This window comes from Streptomyces sp. NPDC058796 (assembly GCF_042745235.1).
Taxonomy (GTDB): domain Bacteria; phylum Actinomycetota; class Actinomycetes; order Streptomycetales; family Streptomycetaceae; genus Streptomyces.
The window spans coordinates 162,701-186,595 of the sequence record NZ_JBHYOP010000002.1 but is presented as its reverse complement, the minus strand read 5'-3'; the positions used below and the strand labels follow the sequence as shown (position 1 = coordinate 186,595).

Annotated in this window: 18 protein-coding genes and 1 riboswitch; of the genes, 7 read left to right on the top strand and 11 right to left on the bottom strand. The window is 72.5% G+C overall.

What is annotated here, in order from left to right; all coding sequences use genetic code 11:
- Positions 1-131: 131 nt before the first annotated feature.
- The 4 genes from ACFW47_RS06060 to ACFW47_RS06045 form a co-directional block, all read right to left on the bottom strand.
- The gene (locus ACFW47_RS06060) at positions 132-1,025 is read right to left on the bottom strand and encodes an ABC transporter permease (protein WP_386281696.1); all 894 of its coding nucleotides are present in this window, start codon (positions 1,023-1,025) and stop codon (positions 132-134) included.
- Positions 1,012-2,004, bottom strand: a complete 993-nt coding sequence (locus ACFW47_RS06055) for an ATP-binding cassette domain-containing protein (protein ID WP_386304980.1) — start codon at positions 2,002-2,004, stop codon at positions 1,012-1,014. The genes ACFW47_RS06060 and ACFW47_RS06055 overlap by 14 nt, the downstream gene beginning before the upstream one ends.
- Before the next feature lie 39 nt (positions 2,005-2,043).
- Positions 2,044-3,276: an outer membrane lipoprotein carrier protein LolA gene (locus tag ACFW47_RS06050; protein ID WP_386281700.1), complete on the bottom strand. Its 1,233-nt coding sequence runs from the start codon at positions 3,274-3,276 to the stop codon at positions 2,044-2,046.
- Between the two features lie 262 nt (positions 3,277-3,538).
- On the bottom strand, positions 3,539-4,549 hold the full coding sequence (locus tag ACFW47_RS06045) for a polyprenyl synthetase family protein (protein WP_382717405.1): 1,011 nt from the start codon (positions 4,547-4,549) through the stop codon (positions 3,539-3,541).
- Positions 4,550-5,234: 685 nt separating this feature from the next.
- A riboswitch (cyclic di-AMP (ydaO/yuaA leader) is annotated at positions 5,235-5,402 on the top strand.
- A 4-nt stretch (positions 5,403-5,406) separates the two neighbouring features.
- Between ACFW47_RS06045 and ACFW47_RS06040 the strand changes: the two genes are divergently transcribed.
- On the top strand, positions 5,407-5,898 hold the full coding sequence (locus ACFW47_RS06040; protein ID WP_386304978.1) for a transglycosylase SLT domain-containing protein: 492 nt from the start codon (positions 5,407-5,409) through the stop codon (positions 5,896-5,898).
- A gap of 28 nt (positions 5,899-5,926) precedes the next feature.
- Here the strand turns inward: ACFW47_RS06040 and ACFW47_RS06035 are convergent, their stop codons facing one another.
- Complete coding sequence (locus ACFW47_RS06035) at positions 5,927-6,736, bottom strand: HAD family hydrolase (RefSeq protein ID WP_386304977.1); 810 nt, start codon at positions 6,734-6,736, stop codon at positions 5,927-5,929.
- 276 nt (positions 6,737-7,012) lie between these two features.
- On the opposite strand from ACFW47_RS06035, the gene ACFW47_RS06030 reads away from it, so the two are divergent.
- The 3 genes from ACFW47_RS06030 (at position 7,013) to ACFW47_RS06020 (ending at position 10,342) form a co-directional block, all read left to right on the top strand.
- Complete coding sequence (locus tag ACFW47_RS06030) at positions 7,013-8,077, top strand: GNAT family N-acetyltransferase (RefSeq protein ID WP_386282145.1); 1,065 nt, start codon at positions 7,013-7,015, stop codon at positions 8,075-8,077.
- A gap of 73 nt (positions 8,078-8,150) precedes the next feature.
- Positions 8,151-9,539 carry a glycosyltransferase gene (locus ACFW47_RS06025; RefSeq protein ID WP_386304975.1) on the top strand — a complete coding sequence of 463 codons (1,389 nt, stop codon included), beginning with the start codon at positions 8,151-8,153 and terminating at the stop codon, positions 9,537-9,539.
- Positions 9,536-10,342 carry a polysaccharide deacetylase family protein gene (locus ACFW47_RS06020; RefSeq protein WP_386304974.1) on the top strand — a complete coding sequence of 269 codons (807 nt, stop codon included), beginning with the start codon at positions 9,536-9,538 and terminating at the stop codon, positions 10,340-10,342. The genes ACFW47_RS06025 and ACFW47_RS06020 overlap by 4 nt, the downstream gene beginning before the upstream one ends.
- 32 nt (positions 10,343-10,374) lie before the next feature.
- Here the strand turns inward: ACFW47_RS06020 and ACFW47_RS06015 are convergent, their stop codons facing one another.
- The 5 genes from ACFW47_RS06015 to ACFW47_RS05995 form a co-directional block, all read right to left on the bottom strand.
- A complete protein-coding gene (locus tag ACFW47_RS06015; RefSeq protein WP_386304973.1) occupies positions 10,375-11,505 on the bottom strand; it encodes a glycosyl hydrolase in 1,131 nt (376 codons plus the stop codon).
- Complete coding sequence (locus ACFW47_RS06010; protein WP_386304972.1) at positions 11,502-11,972, bottom strand: hypothetical protein; 471 nt, start codon at positions 11,970-11,972, stop codon at positions 11,502-11,504. The genes ACFW47_RS06015 and ACFW47_RS06010 overlap by 4 nt, the downstream gene beginning before the upstream one ends.
- Positions 11,973-11,990: 18 nt before the next feature.
- Complete coding sequence (locus ACFW47_RS06005; protein WP_386304971.1) at positions 11,991-14,135, bottom strand: glycosyltransferase; 2,145 nt, start codon at positions 14,133-14,135, stop codon at positions 11,991-11,993.
- A gap of 82 nt (positions 14,136-14,217) precedes the next feature.
- Positions 14,218-16,740, bottom strand: a complete 2,523-nt coding sequence (locus tag ACFW47_RS06000) for a lipopolysaccharide biosynthesis protein (protein WP_386304970.1) — start codon at positions 16,738-16,740, stop codon at positions 14,218-14,220.
- Entirely contained in the window at positions 16,733-17,902 is a 1,170-nt protein-coding gene (locus tag ACFW47_RS05995) for a DegT/DnrJ/EryC1/StrS family aminotransferase (RefSeq protein ID WP_386304968.1), read from the bottom strand. Before ACFW47_RS05995 ends, ACFW47_RS06000 begins: the two co-directional genes overlap by 8 nt.
- 477 nt (positions 17,903-18,379) lie before the next feature.
- Here ACFW47_RS05995 and fahA point away from each other — a divergent pair, with 477 nt between their 5' ends.
- Entirely contained in the window at positions 18,380-19,612 is a 1,233-nt protein-coding gene (fahA, locus tag ACFW47_RS05990; protein ID WP_386281725.1) for a fumarylacetoacetase, read from the top strand.
- A gap of 299 nt (positions 19,613-19,911) precedes the next feature.
- Positions 19,912-20,850: a M56 family metallopeptidase gene (locus ACFW47_RS05985; protein ID WP_386281727.1), complete on the top strand. Its 939-nt coding sequence runs from the start codon at positions 19,912-19,914 to the stop codon at positions 20,848-20,850.
- Positions 20,851-20,915: 65 nt separating this feature from the next.
- Here the strand turns inward: ACFW47_RS05985 and recQ are convergent, their stop codons facing one another.
- Positions 20,916-22,925 carry a DNA helicase RecQ gene (recQ, locus tag ACFW47_RS05980; RefSeq protein ID WP_386304967.1) on the bottom strand — a complete coding sequence of 670 codons (2,010 nt, stop codon included), beginning with the start codon at positions 22,923-22,925 and terminating at the stop codon, positions 20,916-20,918.
- Between the two features lie 260 nt (positions 22,926-23,185).
- Between recQ and ACFW47_RS05975 the strand changes: the two genes are divergently transcribed.
- On the top strand, positions 23,186-23,785 hold the full coding sequence (locus ACFW47_RS05975; protein ID WP_386304966.1) for a Uma2 family endonuclease: 600 nt from the start codon (positions 23,186-23,188) through the stop codon (positions 23,783-23,785).
- Positions 23,786-23,895 lie beyond the last annotated feature (110 nt).

The following is a 23,895-nucleotide window of genomic DNA, read 5'->3' as shown; positions in this document are numbered from 1 at the left end:
GTCGAGTCTCGCCGCTCGCTCCAGGTTCTCGCGTCACCGGGGTGTCACAGGCTCGTTCCAGGTGCGAGCGGGCCGTCGGGCACAGCCGAGCCCGACGACCGCGTCACGCGGCCGTGCCCCGCCGTCACGTCTCAGGCCGTGATGTCCTTCGTCGTGAACCGTGCCCAGGCCGCCGAGCCGAAGACCGCCGCGTACAGGGCCTGGAGGCCGAGGTTCCTGGTCAGGTCGTCCCAGTAGACCGGTTCGCGCATCAGGTCGGCGAAGGAGAGCCAGTAGTGCGAGAAGAAGTACGGCTGGAGCGCGTCGAGCTGCGGGATCTGGTCGAGGATCTGGACGGTGATCACCAGCCCGACCGTGGTCGCCATCGCCGCGATACCGCTGCCGGTCAGGGTCGAGACGAACAGGCCGAGGGCCGCGACGCCGACGAGTGAGGCGGCGACGACCAGGGCGATCAGCAGGGCCCGTCCCAGACCTTCGGCGTACGTGATCCGGGTGCCGGAGATGGTGATCAGATCCCCGACCGGGAACAGCAGTGCCCCGACCGCGAGTGCCGAGACGGCGACCACCAGGGTCGCGGCGAGGCAGAAGGCGATCACCGTGGCGTACTTGGTGAGCAGCAGGCGGGTGCGGCCCGCGGGGGCGACCAGGAGATAGCGGAGGGTGCCCGCGCTCGACTCGCCGGCGATCGCGTCGCCCGCGACGACGCCCACGGCCATCGGCAGGAAGAACGGGAGGGTCGCGGCGAGCGCGGTGAAGACCAGGAACAGTCCGTTGTTGCTGATCTGCGAGATGAAGGCGGGGCCCCCGCCGCCTCCGCCTTGGCCCCCGCCTCCGAAGGACGAGCCGTCGCTCGTCTCGATCTTCACGGCGATGCCCACCAGTACCGGCACGGCGGCCAGCACGCCCAGCAGGGCGAGGGTGCGCCAGCGCCGGAAGGTGACCGACAGCTCGCTGCGGAGCAGTCCGAAGGTCCACAGCGGGTTCGGGGTGCGCACCGGCCGCCGCCGCGTCTCAGCTTGCGACATCGAAGCCCTCCCCGGTCAGCGCCACGAACGCGTCCTCCAGCGACGCCCGTTCCACGCTGAAGCCGCGGACCCGGACGCCGGCCGTGACCAGGGCGGCGTTCAGGTCGGCGAGGTCGCGGTCGGGTGGTTCCGCCGTCACCCGGTCCTCGGCGACGACCACGTCACCGGCCCCCTGCTCCTTCAGCACCCGGGCCGCCTCCCCCGCGTCCGGCGTGGTCACCACCAGCCGGCCGCGGGCCCCGGCCGACAGGTCGGCGACCGGGCCCTGGGTGATCAGCCGTCCCCGCGCCATCACGGCGGCGTGGGTGCAGACCTGCTCGATCTCGTCCAGCAGGTGGGAGGAGAGGAAGACCGTGGTGCCGTCGGAGGCGAGTTCGCGCACCAGTGTGCGGATCTCGCGCATGCCCTGGGGGTCGAGTCCGTTGGTGGGCTCGTCCAGGACGAGCAGGCGGCGCGGCTGGAGCAGCGCCGCGGCGAGTCCGAGGCGCTGCTTCATGCCGAGCGAGTACGCCTTCGCCTTCTTGCCGGCGGCCGCCGCGAGGCCCACCCGGTCCAGCGCGGCGGCGACGCGTTCACGCCGGGTGCGGGGGTCGGCGGTCGGGTCGGCGGAGTCGTAGCGCAGCAGGTTGTCGCGACCGGAGAGGAAGCCGTACAGGGCCGGGCCCTCGATGAGGGCGCCGACCTGGGGCAGTACGGCGCGGGCGTCGCGCGGCACGGGTCTCCCCAGTACGGCGGCGGTGCCCGAGGTGGGCTCGATCAGGCCCATCAGCATGCGGATGGTGGTGGTCTTGCCGGAGCCGTTGGGGCCGAGGAAGCCGAAGACGCTGCCCGCCGGGACGGTCAGGTCGAGACCGTCCACGGCGAGCTGTCCGCCGCGGTAGCGCTTGGTGAGGGCGCGGGTGGCGATGACGGCGTCGTCCCCGCTCCCGCGCTCCGGGTGCTCCGGGTGCTCCGGCTCCGTGGCGGACGGTTCGGCCATCGGCTCCCTCTCCTCGTCGTTCCTGCTCCGGGCCGGTGGCTACCGCGCCGCGTCGGCCGCCTTCACCAGCGCCTCCTTGGTGACGGCGCCGGCGTAGACCTTGCCGTCGTCCGTGATCAGGGCGTTGACCAAGCGGGTCTTGAAGACCGTGCCGGAGCCGAAGTCGCCCTTGACCTGGTCGCCGAAGGAGCCGAGGAAGCCGCCGAGGTCGCCGCCGGCGGAGGCCGTGGGCAGGCCCTGGCCGCCGGTGTCGAAGGTGGCGATGGAGTTCCAGCCCTCGCCGATGACCTCCAGGCCGTCCAGCTCGCCGGCCACGTCGGCGCCGGACGCCTCGCGCCCGTGCTCCGGCGCCCCGGCCATCTCGTCGCCCTCGGTGACCTTCGCGCCCTTGGGCGGGGTGAAGTCGAAGGTCGACGCGTCCGGCTTCGCGAAGCTGACCCGGGTGAAGCCGGCGTCCACGACAGCGGCGCCGCCGCTCGCCGGGGTGAGCGTGAACTTCAGCGGCATGCCGGTCTTCGCGTCCACCGCGATGCTGACGGCGCCGACCGTGGAGCCCTCCTGCTTGGGCTTGATCACCAGTCGGTACGCGTCCCGGCCGGCCACCTGCGCGGTGCCGTCGACGGTGACGGAGGTGGTGTCGTCGACCGCCTTGAGCGCCTGGTCGGCGAAGTCCTTCGGCGTGGCAGGCAGGTCCTTCTCCGGCGTCGCCTGCTTCTCCGGCTGCCCGGCCGTCTCGGACGTGGTCGAGTGGTAGACCTCGTTGGACGCGCTGTCGTAGCCCCAGACGTCCTTGCCGTCGTGGATCAGGCTGTACTCGGCGGCGTTCTCCAGCAGGGAGATCTTCTGCCGGTCGGGGCCGTCCGCCGCGACCCGCAGCGTGTGGGTGCCGGACACCAGCTCGGTGAGCTTGGCCGACGGGTCGGCGGCGGAGCCGCCTTCCTCACCGGCCGCACCCGGCGTGCCGGACATACCAGACATCAAACCACTTTCCAGGCCACCGAGATTCGGCAGGCCCAGATCCGTGGTGATCTTCACCGTGCCGGACAGCTGCTCGACGTCCGACTTGGCGATCTTCTCTATGAGCTGTTCCGCCGTGATCTTCGGGAGGTCCGGGTCCCCGGAGTCGGCGATCGCGGGGACGAGCCCGATCGTCGCGGCCGCCACCCCCATCACCGCGACCGGGACGACGTAGCGCGCGGCCTTGCGCCGTCCGGCGCGCGAGCCCTCGCCCTCCCCGGCGGTCCTGTTGTCGTCGGAATCGATCGGTGCCATCTGTGCCCTACCTCCGTCGTCGGCGGCGGCTGTATCGCGACCTCGCACTCGTCGTCTCACCCGTGAGCCGCCATTCTCACCCGAATCGGTGAGGATTGGTGTTTTCCGTGGTGTCCATCTGACCAAAACCGCCGGGGAGAAGCGTCAGACCGCGGGCTCAACTCCGCGTACTCCTGCGGGATGACACGGACGGGTGGCAGCTCCCCCAGCCAGTAGGGGACGGGGTGCGCCCACGACGTGGGGCAGGACACCGGCCGTACGGTCAGCCGGCCCGGTGCACCACGGCGTCGCACAGCTCCACCAGCGCGGACTTCGCCTCGCACTCCCGCAGCGGGGCCAGTGCCGCCCGGGCTTCCCTGGCGTACCGGACGGTGTCCTTGCGCGCCTGTTCCAGCGCGGGGTGGGCGCGCAGCAGGCGCAGCGCCTCGGCGTGCCGGGCGTCGTCACTCAGGTCGGAGTCGAGCAGCTCGGACAGCGCGATGTCCTCGGCCAGCCCCAGCCGCTCCGCGCGCTCGCGCAGCCGCAGCACCGGCAGGGTCGGGATGCCCTCGCGCAGGTCGGTGCCGGGCGTCTTGCCGGACTCGTGGGAGTCGGAGGCGATGTCCAGGACGTCGTCCGCGAGCTGGAAGGCGACGCCGAGCCGCTCGCCGTACTGGGTGAGCACGTCGACGACCGTCTCGTCGGCACCGGACATCATCGCGCCGAACCGGCAGGAGACGGCCACCAGCGACCCCGTCTTGCCGCCCAGCACGTCCAGGTAGTGGTCGACCGGGTCACGCCCGTCCTGCGGCCCGGCCGTCTCGAGGATCTGGCCGGTGACCAGCCGCTCGAACGCCAGGGCCTGCACGCGGACCGCCTCGGGACCGAGGTCGGCGAGGATCTGGGAGGCGCGGGCGAAGAGGAAGTCGCCGGTGAGGACGGCCACCGAGTTCCCCCAGCGGGTGTTCGCGCTGGGCACCCCGCGCCGCACGGCGGCCTCGTCCATCACGTCGTCGTGGTACAGGGTGGCGAGGTGGGTCAGCTCGACGACGACGGCCGAGGGCACGATGCCGGGGGCGTAGGGGTCGCCGAACTGGGCCGAGAGCATCACCAGCAGTGGCCGGAACCGTTTGCCGCCGGCCCGCACCAGGTGCTGGGCGGCCTCCGTGATGAAGGGCACCTCGCTTTTGGTTGCCTCAAGCAACCCTTCCTCGACCGCGACCAATCCGGCCTGGACATCGGCTTCCAGAGCCTGGTCCCGCACGCTCAGCCCGAACGGCCCGACGACGGTCACGAGGGGTCTCCTGTCTGCTGGTGTCTACTGGCGATTACCTGGTTTGTCGATAGGTCGCTGCCACCACTCAAGTCAGCGTATCCGGTCACGTTTCGATCACCGCTAGCGCCCACCGTTACAGGCCGGTCGGTATCAGATCATGCGCGGTATGTTTTTGATCAGGCGATATGAGCAGATATCGATCGACATCCTCGAGGCCGAAAGCCGCCACCGAAGATCACATCACCCCTCCCAACGGCCCGCACTCCGAGTACGTCACCCACTCGCCCCCCTCCGACACGAACGCATGCCCGCACGACGCGCTCGCGAACACCGGAGAGCACGGAGGCCGAACACGGAGCCCATCCGACGGCGCCCCGGACCGGCCGCCCGTCCAACCCGAAGCCCTCCCAACCTGCGGACGATTGACTCGCACTTGAGTCGAATGCCCGATTTGCCGCTCTTGTTGAGGCCGGTGAGTTGGCTCACTTCACGCCACCCGCAGGCAACCCGGCAGCCGACTGCGCCCTCCCTTTGCCCCGCAAGCGAGTTGAGGCTTGGCGGCCGCAAAGGATCAAGCACCCCAAATGCCCCAGACCAAGGTCAACAGGCGCGTTGGGTGATTCCTGCACTTGTTCCGGACATGTGCTCTCGCATACGTTCCCGGCCTGTCGGGCGGACGCCGAATCCTGCCACCGCCCGGACGCACAGTCATCCGCCAACACACTCGCCGGCAGGAGCGGGGGACCCAGGTAAGTCGCCGTGCCGGTCACCACCGGAACGGCTCGGGGTGAAGCCGTGCCCGTCAGGGCCCGGCCGGGCACCTCCCCGCCCGAACCCGACAGCTCACCTCGCAGGCGTAAGGAGAGGGACTCAGCATGTCTGCCAACGGTCAGAACCGTCACGCCCGCACCAGCCGCCTCGCCCGGAAGCTCGCCGTGGCCGGCACCGGCGCCGCGGTGCTCGCCCTGCCGCTCATCGGTGCCACCAGCGCCTCCGCGGCCACCCCGGCCGCGGCGCCGGCCGCCGCCACCGCCACGACGACGTACTCGAACACCCTCGACGGCTGGATCCGGGAATCGCTGGACATCATGGCCCAGCACGGCATCCCCGGCTCGTACGAGGGCATCCACCGCAACATCATGCGGGAGTCGTCCGGCAACCCGCTCGCCATCAACAACTGGGACATCAACGCCGTCAACGGCACCCCGTCCAAGGGCCTGCTCCAGGTGATCGACCCGACCTTCCAGGCGTACCACGTCGAGGGCACCTCCTGGGACCCGTACGACCCGGTCGCCAACATCACCGCCGCCTGCAACTACGCGGCCGACCGCTACGGCTCGATCGACAACGTCTTCGGCGCGTACTGAGCCGTACCGGGGCGCTTGCCGAGCCTCGTCAAGAGGTACTGAAGATCCGTTCGAGGACGACGGCCACGCCGTCGTCCTCGTTCGTCGTGGTGACCTCGTCGGCGACCGCCTTGAGTTCGGGGTGGGCGCCGGCCATGGCGACGCCGTGGGCCGCCCAGTGGAACATGGGGATGTCGTTGGGCATGTCCCCGAAGGCGATCGTCCGCCGCCGGCTCACCCCCAGGCGCTCGGCGGCCAGCGCGAGGCCGGTCGCCTTGGTGATGCCGCACGGCTGGAGCTCCACCGTCCCCGGCCCCGACATGGTGACCGTGGCGAGGGAGCCGACCACCGCGCGCGCCGTCGCCGCCAACTCGTCGTCGGACAGGTCGGGGTGGCGCAGCAGCACCTTGCTGATCGGCGTGGCCCACAGTTCGTCGCGCCGGTCGACGCGCACCGCGGGCAGCGTCGGGTGGGGCATCAGGTACCCGGGCTCGATGAGGGTGAGGCCGTCGACGCCGTCCTGATCGGCCGCGGCGTACACCTGCCCGACCTCCGCCTCGATCTTGCCGAGCGCTGTTTCGGCCAGTTCCCGGTCCAGGGTGACCGACCAGAGCATCCGGTGCGCGCCCGCGTCGTACACCTGCGCGCCCTGTCCGCACACCGCGAGTCCCGTGCAGCCGAGGCGGTCCAGGAGGGTGCGCACCCGGGGCGCCGGCCGCCCCGTCACCACCAGGTGCCGCGCACCGGCGCCGGCCACCCGGGCCAGCGCGGCCAGCGACCGGTCGGAGACGGTGTCGTCGCCGCGGAGCAGCGTGCCGTCGAGGTCGGTGGCGACGAGTGAATATGCGGTGCGGTCCATGATCAGAGAATACGGACGCGGCACGTGCCCGACTCACCCGCGACCGCTTCCGGACCGCTTCCGAACGAGGACGCAGCGAGTACGTCCGAGTACGCACGACGACGCCCGATCGTGTCCGAAACCTGGCACATCATCGGCTAAAGCCGGTTAAAGGCCTGTGCACCGGTTGGCAACAAGATGGTCCGCTACCTACCGGCCGGGCGGCCCCGGAGGTACCTTCCTTGTGTCCAGGGGGGACTTGATCGGGGGGTCGGGTTGAACAGCGGACGTGTGCGTGTGCTCAGGCCGGAGGAACTGGGCGAGGGGGAACGGGAACGCTGGCGCGAGCTGCGCGCCAAGTCGACGGCGCCACGCAATCCGTTCATGGAACCGGAGTTCACCGACGTCGTGGGCCGGGTACGGCCGCGGGCGCGGGTGGCGGTGGTGTACGACGGCGGCGAGGCGGCGGGTTTCCTGCCGCACGAGCGCGGGCCCCTGGGACAGGGCCGCGCGATCGGGCTCGGGGTGTCGGACTGCCAGGGCGCGGTGCTGCGCCAGGACCTCGCCCCGGACACCCGCCAACTGCTGCGGGCCTGCTCCCTGTCCAGCTTCGCCTTCGACAACCTGGAGGCGGACCAGGGACTGTTCGTACCGCACGCCGCCGAGCAGCACACCACCTACGTCATCGACGTGGAGCAGGGGTACGCGGCGTACGAGAGCGCGCTGCGCGCGCGGTCACCGAAGTTCCTGAAGACCACCCTCGCCAAGGAGCGCCGGCTCGGCCGCCAGGTCGGGGACGTGCGCTTCGTCTTCGACGAGCGTGACCCGGCCGCGCTGCGCACCCTCATGGGCTGGAAGTCGGCGCAGTACCGCAGGACGGGGCGCCGGGACCGGTTCGCCCAGGAGTGGATCACCCGGCTCGTCGGGCGGCTGGCCGGGACCCGGGCGCCGGAGTGCACGGGCACGCTGTCCGTGCTCTACGCCGGCGGACGGCCGATGGCCGCCCACTTCGGGCTGCGCTCGGCGACGGTCCTGGCGTGCTGGTTCCCGGCGTACGACCCGGACTTCGCCAAGTACTCGCCGGGGCTGATCCTGCACCTGCGGATGGCCGAGGCCGCCGCCTTTGAGGGCATCTGCGTGCTCGACATGGGGCGGGGCCCGGCGGAGTACAAGGACTCGCTGAAGACCGGCGAACTGCCCGTGTACGAGGGCGCGGCGACACGTCCGGGAGCGGGCGCCGCGCTGCACTGGCTCGGCCGGGAACCGGTCCGCCGCGCGCACGGCTTCGTGCGCGAGAGGCCGCGGCTGGCGTCGCTGGCGGTGCGGACGCTGCGGGTCGCGGCCCGGCTGCGCCGGTCGTGACGACGGTCAGGACGGTCGGGACGACGGTCAGGACGAAGAGCGGCACCGAGGGCAACCACGAGGGGGTGGGCGCATGGCCGGTGGACGGCGTGCGCGGCAGGAGACACGGCGGGAGATCGAGCAGTTCCTGAGCATCGGGCCGGTGCAGGTCGCCGAGCTGGATCTGCCCGCCGCCCGGGGACCGGCGGGGGCGGGGGGCACGGGCACTGCGGACACGGAAGGCGCTGAGCTGAGACCGGGGCCGGGCAGCGCGCCGGTCACGTCCGGTTCGGTGTTCGTACTCGTGAGACGTGCGGGACAGCCCGTCGGCACCCTTCTCGGGCAAGTGCCCGCCGGTGCCGATCCCGTGGCGGTGCTGGCCGGGCTCGCCCGGGAGCTGCCCGCGCCGGCGCGCCCGGAGCCGTTGCCCGCGCCCCCTCCCGCCGGCGTCGTGATCGCCACCCGCGAACGCGCGGGCCAACTGGCCCGCGCCCTGGACTCGCTGCTCGCCCAGGACCACCCGGACTTCGAGATCGTCGTCGTCGACAACGCGCCCGTCACCCAGGAGACCCGGGAACTGGTCGAGCGGAAGTACGGCGAGCGGGTGCGGTACGTGTGCGAACCGGTGCCGGGACTCGCCATCGCGCACAACCGGGGCCTGGCGGCCGTACGCGGCCAGGTGGTCGCCTTCACCGACGACGACGTGGTCGCCGACCCGCGCTGGCTCACCGAACTGACCGCGCCCTTCGCCACCGACCCGGAACTGGGCTGCACCACGGGGCTGATCCTGCCCGCGCGGCTGCGCACCCCCGCCCAGGTGCTGCTGGAGAGCCACGGCGGCTTCGCGAAGGGTTTCACCCCGCGCACGTACGACCCGGCGCGCCCGCCCGCCGACGAACCGCTGTTCCCTTTCACCGCGGGCCGGTTCGGCTCCGGCGCCAACATGGCCTTCCGCACGGCGGTGCTGCGCTCGGTGGGCGGCTTCGACCCGGCGACCGGCACGGGCACACGGGCACGGGGCGGCGACGACCTCTACGGGTTCGTCCGCGTCCTCGCCGAGGGGCGGCGGCTGCGGTACACACCGAGCGCGCTGGTCTGGCACCACCACCGGGAGACCTGGCGGGACCTGGAGACGCAGGCGTACGGCTACGGCGCCGGCCTCACCGCGTACCTCACGGCGATCCTGGTGAACCGGCCCGCGCTGCTCCCGGCCTTCCTCGCGCGGGTGCCGGGCGGGCTGGCGCACGCGCGGGGGCTGACGGCCGTGCGCGCCACCGGTGCGGGGGACGGTGCGGGTGGCGGTTTTGGTGACACGGGCGCGGGAGCGGGTGCGGGAACGGGTGTGCCGGGTGGGCACGACTCCCGTACGCATCCCTGGCCACGGCGGCTGTCCCGGCTGCAGCGCCGGGGCATGCTGTACGGCCCCGTCGGCTATCTGCGCGCCCGCCGGGCGCTGCGTACGGTCGGGCTGGAGGCAGGATGAACGAGGGGGCTCCCGCGCACATACCCGTCTTCCTGTACCACGCGGTGATGGACGACCCGCCCTCGTGGATCGCCGAGTTCACCGTCCGCCCCAAGGAGTTCGCGGCGCACCTCGACGCGATCGCCGACAGCGGCCGGACGCCCGTCACCATCAGCGTGCTCGCCGACCACCTCGCCGGGCGGGCACCGCTGCCGCCCCGGCCGGTGCTGCTCACCTTCGACGACGGCTTCGCCGACCTGCCCGGTCCCACGGCCGAGGTGCTGGCCGAGCGCGGGATGCCCGCCACCGCGTACCTGACCACCGGCGCCATCGCCCCGGGCGGCCGCAGCCTGCTGCCGCCCGCACCGATGATGACACTGGGCGCGGTCGGGGAGCTGGAACGTTCCGGCATGGAGATCGGCAGCCACACCGTCACCCATGCCCAGCTCGACACCCTGCCCGTCAAGGACCTGACGTACGAACTGCGCAGGTCGAAGGCGGTACTGGAGGACACCCTCGGGCATCCGGTGCGCCACCTCGCCTACCCGCACGGCTACAACAGTGCGAAGGTGCGGTCGCTGTCGGCCCGCGCCGGGTACGAGACGGCCACCGCGGTGCGGCACGCGCTCAGTTCGGACCGCGACGAGCGGTACCGCATCGCACGGCTCATCGTGCGGCAGAGTCATACGGTCGCCGACGTGACGGGGTGGCTGGCGGGCGACGGCGCGCGGATCGCCCCCTACCGCGACGGTCCGAAGACGGTGGCGTGGCGCTGGTACCGGCGGGGCCGGGCCATGGTCCGGGGGCCCGAGTTCGCCGGGTGACGACCCCGCGGGTTCGCCGGGCAACCCGCCCGTCATCCGAGCGGCTGGTTCAGGTGGGGGTCGGCGGCCACCTCGCGCATGCTGTCCCACGCCTGCTCGTTGGCGATGGCCAGATCGCAGTGCGGTCCGGGGTCGCGGTAGTTCCACTGGAGGGCCGCCTTCACGCCCTCCAGGTCCTTGAGCACCCCGGGCACCTGCGCGTACCAGTCCGCCTGCCGGTCCGGGCGCTTCGGATCGGACGCGCTGCCGAACTCCGACAGCATCAGAGGCTTGTCGTCGGAGATGTTGGCGCGGATCCAGTCGTGGGTGGCGTACTGGGTCTGGGCGAAGCTGAGCCAGTCCGTCTTGTGGCAGAGGTAGTAGTTGTACTGGTTGTAGCCGATCCAGTCGACGTACTCGTCCCCCGGGTACATCCTCTCGAACAGGTCGGCGTGGTTCAGGTAGCCCGTGATGATCCAGGTCCACACGACGTTGTCGACGCCCAGCTCGCGGAAGCGGTCGTGGACGTGCCGGTAGGCCCGGACGTATTCGGCCGGGGTGCCGTTGTCGGGGGTGCGGGTGTCCATCTCCAGGTCGAAGGAGAGGAAGACCTTCTTCCCCGTCCGCTCCCCGTACTCCTTGATCCGCCGCGCCTGGACGTCGATCACGGAGTCGTCCAGGTCACCGGCGGCTATCTGCTTCCAGGTGGGCTGCTGCCGCTTCGTGCCGCCCCACCACTTGCTCTCCCAGGACAGCAGCAGCATGCGGTCCTCGCCCACGCGCTGCTCCTGCTCGGTGAGGAGCTGGCCCTCCAGCCGGGTCTCCGTGACGGCGGACATGTCGTGGTACGTGTACACGATGTCGAGCCGGCGGCCGACCTGCTCCTCGTAGGCGTGCACCTTCTCGGCCAGGTCGGACTTGTCGTGCGGCACGAAGGCGCCGAACCAGGCTCCGCAGGGCGGTTCGAGGTGTTCGGTGGGGCGGCACTCCGGGTCGTCGGCCGGGGCGGAGGCGTCGCGCAGGGCGAGCACCGCGACCAGGACCGCGCAGGTGGCGGTCACGGAGGTGAGCAGCAGCCGGCGTCGGCCCAGGGCCCGGCGTTCCTCCGGGGTCCTGGGCCGGCGGTGCTGTCCGGTCGTCGTCGAGTCCCCGCGTGTACGGCGAGCGGGACGGGCGAACCTCACAGAGTGGAACCCTTCCGTGTCCTCGGCGGCGCCCCCGGCGCCGTCCTGGGCGTCGGGGAGGCACGCAGGCGCGGGCAGAACGCGGCCAGCGTGGTCAGCAGGGTGAGCGTCAGCAGGACGCGGTCCCCGCTGAAGGCATGCGCGGCTATCAGCACCGTGGCGACGAGCATCGCGGCGCCGATACTGAGCAGGACGGCCAGCATCAGCCGTTCGAGCAGGTCGGAGTGGCGTTCGAAACGGGCGTCCCGCCGTTCGACGGGGCCCTCCGCGCGGCGGGCCCGCAGCGCCGGGCCGCAGAGTCCGGCCAGGGCCGCGCCCGGGCCGACGGCCAGGAAGACGGCGACCGCCGCGCCGCGCAGCGGCGAGCCGCCCGGCAGGGCGAGTGCGGCGAGCGCGAGCCAGCCGCCGAACGGCGGCAGCATGCGGATCACGAGGTCCTGCGGTGTCACGGCGTTCTGCGGTGTCATGGTCTGGTCCGCCTCTCCTCAGCTCGCCGGTTTCAGGACGTAGAGCACACCGGCGTCGTTCTCGGCGACCAGTTCGAACGCGGGCGACGACGCCACGGACTCCCGGATGCGGTCCAACTGGGCCTTGTCCAGCTGGCCGTTCATCTCCGAGTTGGCCACCTGTCCCTGGGTGAGCAGGAAGTAGGCGCGGGCGGGGGCTTCCACGGCCATGTCGCGGGCCAGGACGGTGGCCGGGTCGCGCACGATCTCGTCGACGTGGCGCCGGTCGTCGTCGAGGAACCAGTAGTGGTCGACTCTCCAGTACTGCTCGTAGGCGAGCGGATAGTTCCGGTTGGCGGCGACGACCAGGGAGTCGTCGGGGGCCCGGCCGAAGAGCTGGTCGACGAGGGCGACCTCCCGGGGCGGGAAGTAGTTGACGCGGTCCTTGCCGGAGTAGCTCGGCACGAACGCCAGCGTCCCGGCGAGCAGCACGAGCAACGGCACCCACGCGCCGTACCGCAGCGGGGGCAGCGCGGGCAGCGGAACGCGGCGCCGCCGGGCGGTGGTGGGCTTCCGCGAGGGCTCCGCCGTCTCCCGCACCGCGGCGTCGGCGGCCAGGGTGCGGACCTTGGGCAGCAGCGCGGCGGCGGCGAAGAAGGCGGCGCCGGGCAGCGTGAACATCAGCACCCTGAAGATCATCTCGCTGCCGTAGCTGCTCGCCACGAACATCGGCAACGGCGCCGCCGCGACCAGCAGCAAGGGCAGCGCCCGGTGCCGCAGCACCCGTTGGCGCAGGATGCCGGCCAGCGCGAGCAGCAGTACCGACCCCGACAGCAGCCGGGCCGCCCAGGAGGTCGCCACCGCGCCGGTGCCGGTGGGCGTGGTCCCGTACCCCGTCTCGACGTTGGCGCCGACGTCACCGATGGCGCGGATCATGTCCGGCATGGCGGCGGACAGGAAGGGCAGTGCGGCCGTGAGGCACCAGGCCAGGAAGATCACCACCGTGGTGACCAGCGGGACCCAGTCGCGGTGGCGGCGGGTGAGGGCCAGGGCGGCGAGCGTGACGACGAGCATGCCGGGCGTCAGCTGGTGGGAGACGACGATGGCGGTGACCAGCACGCTGAGCAGCACGGTCCACACCGCCTGCCCCTGCCGGCCGTGCCGCCCGCCGGCGCGGCCGTAGCGGCGCAGTACGACCGCGATGACGCCCAGGTGCAGGGCGAAGGCGACGGACTGCGGGGAGAAGTAGTCCTGGCCGACCCAGTTGCCGACGCAGAACAGCCACACGGCGGTCCAGATCAGCCGCCGGTCCTCGGTGAAGGTCCGGTAGATCAGCAGCAGCGGGAGCAGCAGCAGGACGCTGGAGGCCAGGGGCCACCAGGCCATGTACATCGCGGCGTCGTCCACACCCAGCAGGCGCACCAGCGCGGCCTGGGCGGCGAAGAAGCCTGGCCACTGGTCGTAAACGGCCATGTCACCGAGCTGGTCCGCGCCCTGGAGGCTGCCGGAGGTCAGCAGGTGGTCGATGACGGCGTCGTGCTTCCACGCCCACGCGTACAGCGGGGTCGGGTAGAGGAGGGCCTGGGTGGCCCGTTCCATGACCAGCAGGCCCAGAACATACGCGAACGACCAGGCGCCCGGGCGGCGCGGATCGCGGACCGTGAACCAGAAGCCCGCGGTCAGGACGGCGAGGCCGGCCCAGAAGGCGGGGTGCAGGGCGCTGACGAGACCGAAGTCGTCCAGGGCGGACACGTCGGTGTGCCGTAGCGCGTAGCCCCACAGAGTGAGCGCGACGAGCAGCGGCAGGGCCGGCCAGGCGGCGGCCGCGCGGGACGGCCAGGCGGCGGGGGCGAGGTCGGACAGATCCGTCACGGGCGGCTCGGTGGCGGAGCCGGACGGCTCCGGGTTAGGGGTTCGGTGAGCACGTGCGGGGTCGCGGGAGGCGGACTCCCGACCCGGCCGGGCGGACACCTCCTGCGAGGTCCTGGTGGCCGTCTCCTGCGAAGCGTGGGGGGATGCCGCCCCCTCTCGTCCGTGGATGTGCCCGCGCCCGTGCTCCTGCTCCTCCTCGTGCTCGTGCTCGTGCTCGGACACGGCGGCGGTCGTCGTGCTCGTGTCCGGCTTCTCCAGGGGCGTCGTCGCGGATTCCCTGCTCGCCGCGTCCGGGTTTTCCTGCCCGGGCACGGGCTCTGGTACGGATCTCTCCCGTGGAGTTGCTGGCGGACGCACGACGGTTCCCCCCTGGCGGATTCGGCTCTGCGCTTGATCAGTCCCTGGACGTGCCGTTCGGTCTGGTGCGGTGCGCGGGCTGTGTCACGTCCGTCGTCGGGGCGGGGCGGCGGAGCGACAGGAGCAGGACGGCGAGGACGAGCAGCACCAGGAGCGGCGGCGCGAGAGGCGCGAGCTCCGCGCGCCAGACCCAGCCGCCCACGGCGGCGAGATACAGAACCCCCCAGCGCCCCTGCCACGGCAGTCGGCCACCCGCCTTCGCGAGGAGCAGCCACAGCGGTACGAGACACAGCAACTGCAGGACGAGCGGCGCCCAGCGCAGCAGCGGGCCGGGCCCGTCGAGCCCCGCCGCTTCCGCCAGAAAACCGGCCGTCTCGGTATAGAACGCCCCACCGACCGCCTCCGGTTCCCGGCCGAGGGCCACGGGTGCCGCGTGCAGGGTGAGGACGGCGGCGCCCAGCGCGGCGCCGGGCAGGCGCGGGTCGGTCGCCACGCACAACGTCACGGACGCCACGAACACCACGAGCAGCACCGCTCCGGCGACGAGCGCCGACAGGGGCAGTTCCCGCAGCAGCTCCCGACCCGTGAGCCCGGCCTCGGTCACACCGGCGCCCAGCCACGGCAGTTCGCGCGAAGCGACCAGGAGGACGACGGTGGCGATGCCGAGCAGCAGCCACAGGGCAGGTCGCAGGAGCCGCTCGGGGACCGCCCCGATCCCGTCCTCGCCCGCCGCCCCGTCGTCGGCGAAGTCGTCGCCGAAGTCCGCGGCGGACGTGCCGGCCTCGGCGCGTGGAGCGGCCGGACGCTCGGCGCCGACCGCGGAAGCGTGCTCGCCCTCAGGCCCGGTCTCCGTGACCGGACGGGACCCCGACTCGGTCTCGGTCTCGGCATCCGTCCCGGTCTCGGGAGCGGGCCCGGAGCAGGCGTCCGGCTCGGTCCCGGGCTCCGCGTCGGCGTCCCGCGGCCGCCGGACGATCACCGCGAGGGTGTCCGCCTCCAGGGCCTCCCGTTCGTACCCGGGACGTCCTATGAACAGGGCGACCGTGTCCTCCCGCGCCGCGCCGTCGGTCTGTCCGTGCCCGTACGCCGCCCGCCGCGCCCAGTTGGTGCCGTACCCCGCGGTGGCGTTCAGCCGGGCCCAGCGGGTGCCGTACGCCGTACCGGGACCCGGCTCGCGGCCGGTTCGAGTCGCGGTGCCGCCGGGGAGGGCGCCCGGTCCCCCGGTCCCTCCGGAGCTACGCCCGCCCCCGTCGCTGCCTCGCAGGACGGCACGGAGTCCGGGTGCGCAGCCGATGGCGACCACGGTCATGCCGCCCAGCACCGCCCAGCCGGCGCCCGCGATCCCGGCCGGCGTGAACAGCATCGCCGCGCTGCCCAGCACGAGGACGCACATGGTGCCCTGCACGGCGGCCAGTGCGCCGGTGCGTCCCTGGACGCGAAGCACGCCGATGTACAACTCGACCACGATGCGCGGCAGGGCTCCGATGGCGAGCAGCCGCAGCACCGTGGAGCCGTGCTCGGCGTAGCCGTCGTCGAAGGGCGTGAGGATCTGCGGGGCGAAGGCGACCAGGAAGAGGACGACCGGCACCAGCAGCAGCGTCATGCGGCGCAGCGCCCCGCGGACGCCGTCGGCGAGGCGGCGCGGGTCGTGCGAGGCGTGCGCGGTGAGGGAGGAGGCCATGTTGATGGCCATGAACTCCATCGTGCCGCCGACGGTGTAGGCCACGTAGAAGTAGCCGTTCTCCGCGGCGCTGAAGTTCACCGCGACCATCACCGGCAGCAGGTTGATCATGGCCAGGCTGAACAGCGCGCCCAGCGAGTCCCCGGCCAGGAACCGCCCCATCTCTCGGACCTTGGGCGGCTCCACGTCGTGGTCGGCGGCGGCCTGGCGCGGGATGAGCCTGCGGAAGATCAGCCAGCCGAGCGGCAGGGTGGAGAAGGCGATGGCCACGGCCCAGGACACGAAGATGCCGAGCACCGGCAGAACGGTGGCGAAGACGGCGAGCAGGATCAGCTTCCCGACCGAGAACACCGCGTTCCCGGCGGGCACCCACTCCGCCTTGCGCAGGCCGGTCAGGACACCGTCCTGGAGGGTGAGCAGTGCCCAGGCCACGCAGGCCGCGACGAACAGGGCCCCCGCCTCCACGGTGCCCAGCGGGGCGTAGGAGGCGCCCCACAGGTCGAGGGTGAGCAGGAAGACGACGGCTGCCAGGGCGACGACCGCCGAACTGGCCGCGTACGCCCGCCACACCAGCGGCCCGGTCGCACGGCCGGCCCGTGGCACGAAACGGACGACGGCGCCGATCATCGTGGTCGCCGTGATGCTGGCGAGCAGCCGCATCGCGGCGATGGCGGCGGAGCCCTGTCCGACCGCCTCCTCCGAGTAGTAGCGGGCGGCCACGAGCCAGAAGCCGAGGCCGAGCACGGCGGAGACGCCGGTGCTGAGCATGAGGAAGTAGGCGTTCTTGAAGAGCGAGTCGCCGCCGTGTCCGCGCCCGGCCGGCGTCGGGCCACCGCCCGCGGGTGCCGTGGCCGTCTCGTGGACCTGCGTCTCAGCCACCGGATGGAACCAGCCCTTCCGGCGTCTCGGCGGGCCTCACCCCGGACTCCTCCAGCGCCGCGACCACCGAACGGGCCCGCAGCGGGTCCACCGGCAGCGCGTGCCGCGCGAACCAGCGGGCGCCCCCGGGCGACGGGGACGGATCGGTGAAGGCCGCGCCCGCGTAGTCGTCCAGTGGCGGGTCGTAGAGATAGCCGACGACGATGCCGCGGCGGGCCAGCGCACGTACCGCCGCGTCCCGGTCCGCCACGAGCAGCGGCACCCGGAACAACGGCTGGACGGGAGCCCGCGCTCGTCCGCCCGCGGGCTGCCCCCAGCGGGTCGACAGCAGCAGTTCCGTACCCGCCCGGCAGTCCGCGAGGACGTCGTCCAGCCGGTCGAGCCTGCGCCCGATGCGCCCGAGCCGGAACCGGCCGGCCCGCAACCGGTAGTCGTGCATGTCGACGCGGACCCAGGGGTCGTGGGCGTCCAGGTCGGGGGCCGAGGCGACCGCGCGGGCCAGCTCCTTGGGACGCAGCGGCATCCGGATCTCCTCGCGCTCCATCAGCCCCAGCAGCCGCATCGTGGCCCAGGCGGCCCGCCGCAACCGCAGTCCGCGCACGGTCGCCTCCGCGTACGGCCGTACGGCGTAGGCGAGTTCGGCCGTCGCGCGGCGCGGGAGCAGCAGATCGTCGCACGCCTTCTCCAGAGCCTCCCGCACCCCCGGATCGGCGAACGCGAGGATGCCTCCGGCCTTGGCGCCGACGTGCTTGGACAGGCTGAAAACGGAGGCGTCGCCCCAGGAGCCGACCGGCCGGCCGCCCACCTCGCTGCCGATGGCGTGCGCGGCGTCCTCCAACAGCGGGATGCCGAGCGCGTCGCAGCGTGCCCGCAGACCGGGGGCGGGGTCCGGGTTCCCGTACAGGTTCGTCGTCAGGACGGCGGACAGGGAACCCCACACGTCCTCGGGCACGGCATCGATGTCGATGGACGCGTCCGACGGGTCCAACGGGGCCTGCACGGGCCGGAGTCCGGCCGCGAGCACGACGAAGAAGATGACGTCGTCGTTGACCGGCGACATCAGCACCCGGCCGCCCGGCGGGCACCAGTGACGCAGTGCCGCGTACAGCCCGAAACGGCACGACGGTACGTACACGCATTCCCGGCCGAGTCGGCCGCGCATGGTCCCTTCCAGCCGCTTCCTCGACTGTGAACCATCCCGCACCGAACCCGGACCGGCCTCCCCAATGGCCATCCGCCCCCCTGGTGTGCCATTGAAAGCCCCCTCCCCGAGGCCTTCCAGCACCCGCCCAGAGTCGCCCCGTTCGCACCGCTCCGTCAAGATTGCGTACCGGCCTGTGGACAACTTCCCGCACTCAAACGGAAGCGGAGCGCAACATTTCCCCGCGTTCACGCGGGCGCGCGCCGGTTGCCGAGGCACCGCTCCAACGGCCACTCCCCTCGCCTCCCGCACCGGCGGCCGGACCACTCCCCGCACGTCAGCACACGTGCGCGCATTCCCCCCGCCACGCACCGCCACCTCCCGACGCACTGCCCAAGACCGGTATGTCACCCGTAACGTGTGGCCCGGCCCACGAACCACGTGGCACACCCGGCGCGCACGGCGCACATGGCGAGCACGAAAGCGAGGCAGCACCCGATGCCCCCCTTCGATGTCCCCGAGGGCGACCCCTTCGGCCCGCACAACCTCCCGTACGGCGTGTTCTCGATCCCCGGCACGCAGGACCGGACGGTGGGCGTCCGGCTCGGCGACCACGTCCTCGACGCCGGCGCGGCGGCCCACGCGCTCGGCTCGCCGTACGCCTCCCTGCTCGCGCGGCCCACCCTCAACCCACTGCTGGCGGCCGGCCGCACCGCCTGGTCCGACGTGCGGCGCGCCCTGACCGCCTGGGTGACGGTCCCCGCCCACCGCGAGACCCTGGAGCCTCTCTTCCACCCCCTCTCATCGGTGACCCTCCACCTGCCCTTCGAGGTCGCGGACTACGTCGACTTCTACGCCTCCGAGAACCACGCCCGGAACGTCGGCCAGATCTTCCGCCCCGACGCCGCCGACTCCCTCACCCCCAACTGGAAGCACCTGCCCATCGGCTACCACGGCCGCTCCGGCACGGTCGTCGTGTCCGGCACGGACGTCGTACGCCCGTGCGGGCAGCGCAAGGCCCCGACCGACGCCGCTCCCGTCTTCGGGCCGTCCGTCCGCCTGGACATCGAGGCCGAGGTCGGATTCGTGGTGGGCGTGCCGTCCGAGCCGGGCGACCCGGTACCGCTCGGCGACTTCCGCGAGCACGTCTTCGGGCTGTGCCTCCTCAACGACTGGTCCGCGCGGGACGTCCAGGCCTGGGAGTACGTCCCCCTCGGACCGTTCCTCGGCAAGTCGTTCGCCACGTCGGTGTCGGCCTGGATCACGCCGCTGGACGCCCTGGAGGAGGCGCGGGTGGCGCCGCCGGAGCGCACCCACGAACTGCTGCCCTACCTCGACGACACCGACCCCGAACTGGACGAGCCCGGAGGCTATGACCTGCGGATCACCGTCACGATCAACGGCCACGTCGTTTCCGAACCTCCGTTCTCCACCATGTACTGGACGGCCGCCCAGCAATTGGCCCACATGACCGTCAACGGCGCCTCCCTGCGCACCGGCGACCTCTACGGCTCCGGCACGGTGAGCGGTCCCACGGAGCGGGAGCGCGGCTCCCTGCTGGAACTGACCTGGAACGGCCGCGAGCCGCTGGAACTCCCCGACGGCAAGCGGACGTTCCTGGAGGACGGGGACGTGGTGACCCTGTCGGCCTGGGCACCTGGCCCGGACGGCGCCCGGGTGGGCCTGGGCGAGGTGACCGGCCGGATCGCCGCACCGCGCACCGGCCGGTAGCCCACGCGCCCCGCGCGGACGGGAGCCCGCTGGCACCCGCACTCCCCTGGACGGCAGTGCGGCTATGGCTGCGGTGCGGGTGTGGCCCGGTGGGCGGGTGCGGTGCGCCGGATCAGTTGCCCGCCGGGGCCTGACTCACACCGCCCGTCACCGTCATACTGGCGTCGGGCGGTGTGCGCCGCACGGCATGTCCGCACCCGCCCATCGGGCCACCGGGGCCTCCCGAAGCCCCGGCACCGCCCACCACCACCGCACCACAGCCATAGCCGCACTTCCGACCAGGATCCGGAGCCCGTGGCATGACCATCTGCCTGCTCCTGCTGTTCGTCGTCGCCGTGACCGCCGCGGTACCGGTACCGCGCGCGCTGACCCGGTCCGCGTGGCCCGAACGCGATCCGGTCGTCGCGCTGTGGGTGTGGCAGTGCCTGGTCGCCACCGTCCTGCTGTGCTGTCTGACGGCACTGGTGCTCGGGGCCGCCGCCGTCTTCGGCACCGTCCGCGCCCAGCTCTTCGCGCCGGCGCCGCCCGCGGTGACCGCCGCCTACAACCTCTCCGCCGGCCCGCCCTGGGCCGCCGCCCTCACACTGCTGCTGGCCGGCGGCGCCGCCTGGACCACCGCCATGCTCGCCCGCGAACTCGTCGAGGCCCGCCGGCGCCGTGCCCAGTCCCGCGCCCACCTGCGCGAACGCGCCCCCGACCTGCCCGCAGGCCTCCCCGCCGCCCGTGGCCCTCTGCTGGTCCTGGAGGACGAGTACCCGGACGCCTGGTGGATGCCGGGCAGCCCGCCCCAGCTGATCGTCACCACCGGCGCCCTGCAGCGTCTCACCGACCACCAGCTCGACGCCGTCCTCACCCACGAGCGCGGCCACGCCCGCGCCCGCCACGACTGGCTGCTGCACCTGTCAACCGCACTGGCCACCGGCTTCCCCCGAGTCCCCCTCTTCGCCCACTTCTGCGACCAGACCCACCGCCTGGTCGAACTGGCCGCCGACGACACCGCCTCCCGCCGCTGCGGCCACCTGACCACGGCACTGGCCCTGATCGAGCTGAACCAGCACCGGGGCGTCCTGTCCTGCGCCTCCAGCCACCGCCTCCTCGGCGAGCGGGTCGACCGCCTCCTCGAACCGCCGCCTCGCCTGATGCCTCGTCACCGGGCCCTGACCACGGCCACGGCCGCTCTGGTACCCCTCGTCCCCCTGCTGATCACCTTCGCTCCGGGGCTGACGGCGCTGGCGTAGGACCTGTCTCCGGGCGTGTCGGGACAGCGTGCGGTCGCCGCCGTCCGCCCCCCACATCCAGTCGTCTACATCCAGTCGTCCGGCTCGGGCTCGGGCTCCATCTCCGGCCAGTCGTCCGCACCCGGGTCGGAGACAGAACCGGCCGGCGGACGGCCCCGGGCGGGCTCCGCCGCGACGGCCGGTCCCTCCAGCGCCGCGAGCACGGCCAGCACACCCTCCCCGTACGTCGCCAGCTTCTTCTCACCCACCCCGCTGATGCCTCCGAGCTGGCCGACCGAGGTGGGCCAGGCGGTGGCGATCTCCCGGAGCGTGGCGTCGTGGAAGATGACGTACGCCGGAACGCCCTGCTCCCGCGCCTGCTCCGCCCGCCAGGCACGCAGCGCCTCGAAGGCGGGGACCAGTTCCTGTGGCAGTTCGGCGGCGGCGGCCTTGGCCTTGCGATCGCCGCGCCCGCCGCCCGACACCCGTGCCGAATCCGGCTTCTTCGGCTCCTTGCGCAGCGGCACCTCCCGCTCCCGGCGCAGGACCGCCCCGCTGGCCTCGGTCAGCACCAGGGTGCCGTACTCGCCCTCGACGGCGAGCAGGCCCTGGGCCAGCAGCTGCCGGGCGACACCGCGCCACTCGCCCTCGGTCAGCTCCTCGCCGATGCCGAACACGGAGAGCTGGTCGTGGTCGAACTGGATCACCTTGGCGGTGCGCTTGCCCAGCAGGATGTCGATGATCTGCCCCGCGCCGAACTTCTGCCCGCGCTCCCGCTTCAGCCGCACCACCGTCGACAGCACCTTCTGCGCCGCGACCGTGCCGTCCCAGGTCTGCGGCGGAGTGAGGCAGGTGTCGCAGTTGCCGCAGCCGGCCGGGTCGTGCTCCTGCCCGAAGTAGGCGAGGAGCTGACCGCGGCGGCACTGGGCCGTCTCGCACAGGGCGAGCATCGCGTCCAGGTGGGACTGGGCCCGGCGCCGGAACGCCTCGTCGCCCTCGCCGGACTGGATCAGCTTGCGCTGCTGTATGACGTCGTTCAGTCCGTACGCCATCCAGGCCGTGGAAGGCAGGCCGTCCCTCCCCGCGCGGCCGGTCTCCTGGTAGTAGCCCTCGACGGACTTGGGCAGGTCCAGGTGGGCGACGAACCGCACGTCCGGCTTGTCGATGCCCATGCCGAAGGCGATGGTCGCCACGACCACCAGCCCCTCCTCCCGCAGGAACCTCGACTGGTGCGCCGCTCGGGTGCCCGCGTCCAGGCCCGCGTGGTACGGCACCGCCTCGACGCCGTTGCGGGAGAGGAACTCGGCGGTCTTCTCGACGGAGTTCCGCGAGAGGCAGTAGACGATGCCCGCGTCGCCCGGGTGCTCCTCGCGCAGGAAGTTCAGGAGCTGCTTCTTGGGGTCGGTCTTCGGCACGATCCGGTACTGGATGTTGGGCCGGTCGAAACTGGCCACGAAGTGCCGCGCCGTCGGCATGTTCAGCCGCTCGGTGATCTCGCGGTGCGTGGCATGCGTGGCCGTCGCCGTGAGCGCCAGCCGGGGCACGTCCGGCCAGCGCTCGCCGAGCAGGGACAGGGCGAGGTAGTCGGGCCGGAAGTCGTGGCCCCACTGCGAGACGCAGTGCGCCTCGTCGATCGCGAAGAGGGAGATCTTGCCCCGGGAGAGCAGGTCGAGGGTGCCCTCCAGCCGCAGCCGCTCGGGCGCCAGGTACAGCAGGTCCAGCTCGCCGGCGAGGAACTCGGCCTCCACCACGCGCCGCTCGTCGAAGTCCTGCGTGGAGTTCATGAACCCGGCCCGCACACCGAGCGCCCGCAGCGCGTCCACCTGGTCCTGCATCAGCGCGATCAGTGGCGAGACCACGATGCCCGTGCCGGGCCGGACCAGGGACGGAATCTGGTAGCAGAGCGACTTGCCGCCGCCGGTGGGCATGAGCACGACGGCGTCGCCGCCCGCGATCACGTGGTCGACGACCGCTTCCTGCTCGCCCCGGAAGGCCTCGTACCCGAAGACCCGGTGCAGCGCGGCCAGCGCCTCGCCGCCCACGCCGGTCACCTGTGCTGTCTCTGCCATCTCGCCGATCACGCCCGTCCCGCCCATCGCCTGGTCCCCCGTACGTCCTGCCTTGCCTGCCCGGGCCTTCTGCACCCGTCCTGTCCGTCTGGTCCGCCCTGTCCCGACCACTGCCTCAACGATAGGGGCCCGCGCCGACAGCGCCGGAGTTATCCACAGGCCGCACACCGTAGCGATCGTCACCCGCGTCAAAGACACGACAGTCGTTCACACGTTCGCGGGAGACCCGCCCGTTTCCGGCGGATAGTCTGATTGCACCCGCGAGACTCCGTCGCATGGGAGCACTGATGAGCGGCGCACCGAAGGCGTCCACGCCCGACTGGCCCGTCCCGCCGGAGGGCGGCTGGACCGCGGACGACCTAAACCGGCTTCCGAACCTGCCCCCGCACACGGAGCTGATCGACGGGAGCCTCGTCTTCGTGAGTCCGCAGACTCTTTTCCACTCACGCGCTGTCGACTTCTTCAACTGGCAGCTGCAGTCCCTCGCCCCGGCGGAGTTCGAGGTCGTCCGCGAGTTCACCATCGATATCGACCGGCAGAACCGGCCCGAACCGGACGTCATCGTCGTGCGCGGCGACGTCGTCGACGACCCGGAGGAGACTCGCTGTCCCGCCGACGCCGTCACCCTGGCCATCGAGGTCGTATCCGCCGAGTCCGTCTCCCGCGACCGCGAGACCAAGCCCCTGAAGTACGCCCGTGCGGGCATCACCCACTACTGGCGCGTGGAGAACGAGAAGGGGCTCGCCGTCGTCCACGCCTTCGAGCTGGAGCCCGCCACCGGGACATACGTCGCCGTCGGCATCTTCCGTGAGCGGATGAAGCTGAGCGCTCCCTTCCCGCTGGATCTGGACCTGACGGCCATCAAGGCGCGCCGCGGCGGCGAGTGACCCACGCGCACACGGCGGCGGGGGGGGGGGCCCGGGGGAGGCGGCGGGGCGCGCGGGGAGCCCCATCTCCCACCCCCCCACCCCCCGAACCAGCACCCCCCCCCCCACCC

Bases quoted from the DNA above. Each gene is read 5' to 3' on its own strand.
- ACFW47_RS06060 (WP_386281696.1), bottom strand. From the start codon at position 1,025: ATGTCGCAAGCTGAGACGCGGCGGCGGCCGGTGCGCACCCCGAACCCG.
- ACFW47_RS06055 (WP_386304980.1), bottom strand. From the start codon at position 2,004: ATGGCCGAACCGTCCGCCACGGAGCCGGAGCACCCGGAGCACCCGGAG.
- ACFW47_RS06050 (WP_386281700.1), bottom strand. From the start codon at position 3,276: ATGGCACCGATCGATTCCGACGACAACAGGACCGCCGGGGAGGGCGAG.
- ACFW47_RS06040 (WP_386304978.1), top strand. From the start codon at position 5,407: ATGTCTGCCAACGGTCAGAACCGTCACGCCCGCACCAGCCGCCTCGCC.
- ACFW47_RS06035 (WP_386304977.1), bottom strand. From the start codon at position 6,736: ATGGACCGCACCGCATATTCACTCGTCGCCACCGACCTCGACGGCACG.
- ACFW47_RS06025 (WP_386304975.1), top strand. From the start codon at position 8,151: ATGGCCGGTGGACGGCGTGCGCGGCAGGAGACACGGCGGGAGATCGAG.
- ACFW47_RS06020 (WP_386304974.1), top strand. From the start codon at position 9,536: ATGAACGAGGGGGCTCCCGCGCACATACCCGTCTTCCTGTACCACGCG.
- ACFW47_RS06010 (WP_386304972.1), bottom strand. From the start codon at position 11,972: ATGACACCGCAGAACGCCGTGACACCGCAGGACCTCGTGATCCGCATG.
- ACFW47_RS05995 (WP_386304968.1), bottom strand. From the start codon at position 17,902: ATGCGCGGCCGACTCGGCCGGGAATGCGTGTACGTACCGTCGTGCCGT.
- fahA (WP_386281725.1), top strand. From the start codon at position 18,380: ATGCCCCCCTTCGATGTCCCCGAGGGCGACCCCTTCGGCCCGCACAAC.
- ACFW47_RS05985 (WP_386281727.1), top strand. From the start codon at position 19,912: ATGACCATCTGCCTGCTCCTGCTGTTCGTCGTCGCCGTGACCGCCGCG.
- recQ (WP_386304967.1), bottom strand. From the start codon at position 22,925: ATGGGCGGGACGGGCGTGATCGGCGAGATGGCAGAGACAGCACAGGTG.
- ACFW47_RS05975 (WP_386304966.1), top strand. From the start codon at position 23,186: ATGAGCGGCGCACCGAAGGCGTCCACGCCCGACTGGCCCGTCCCGCCG.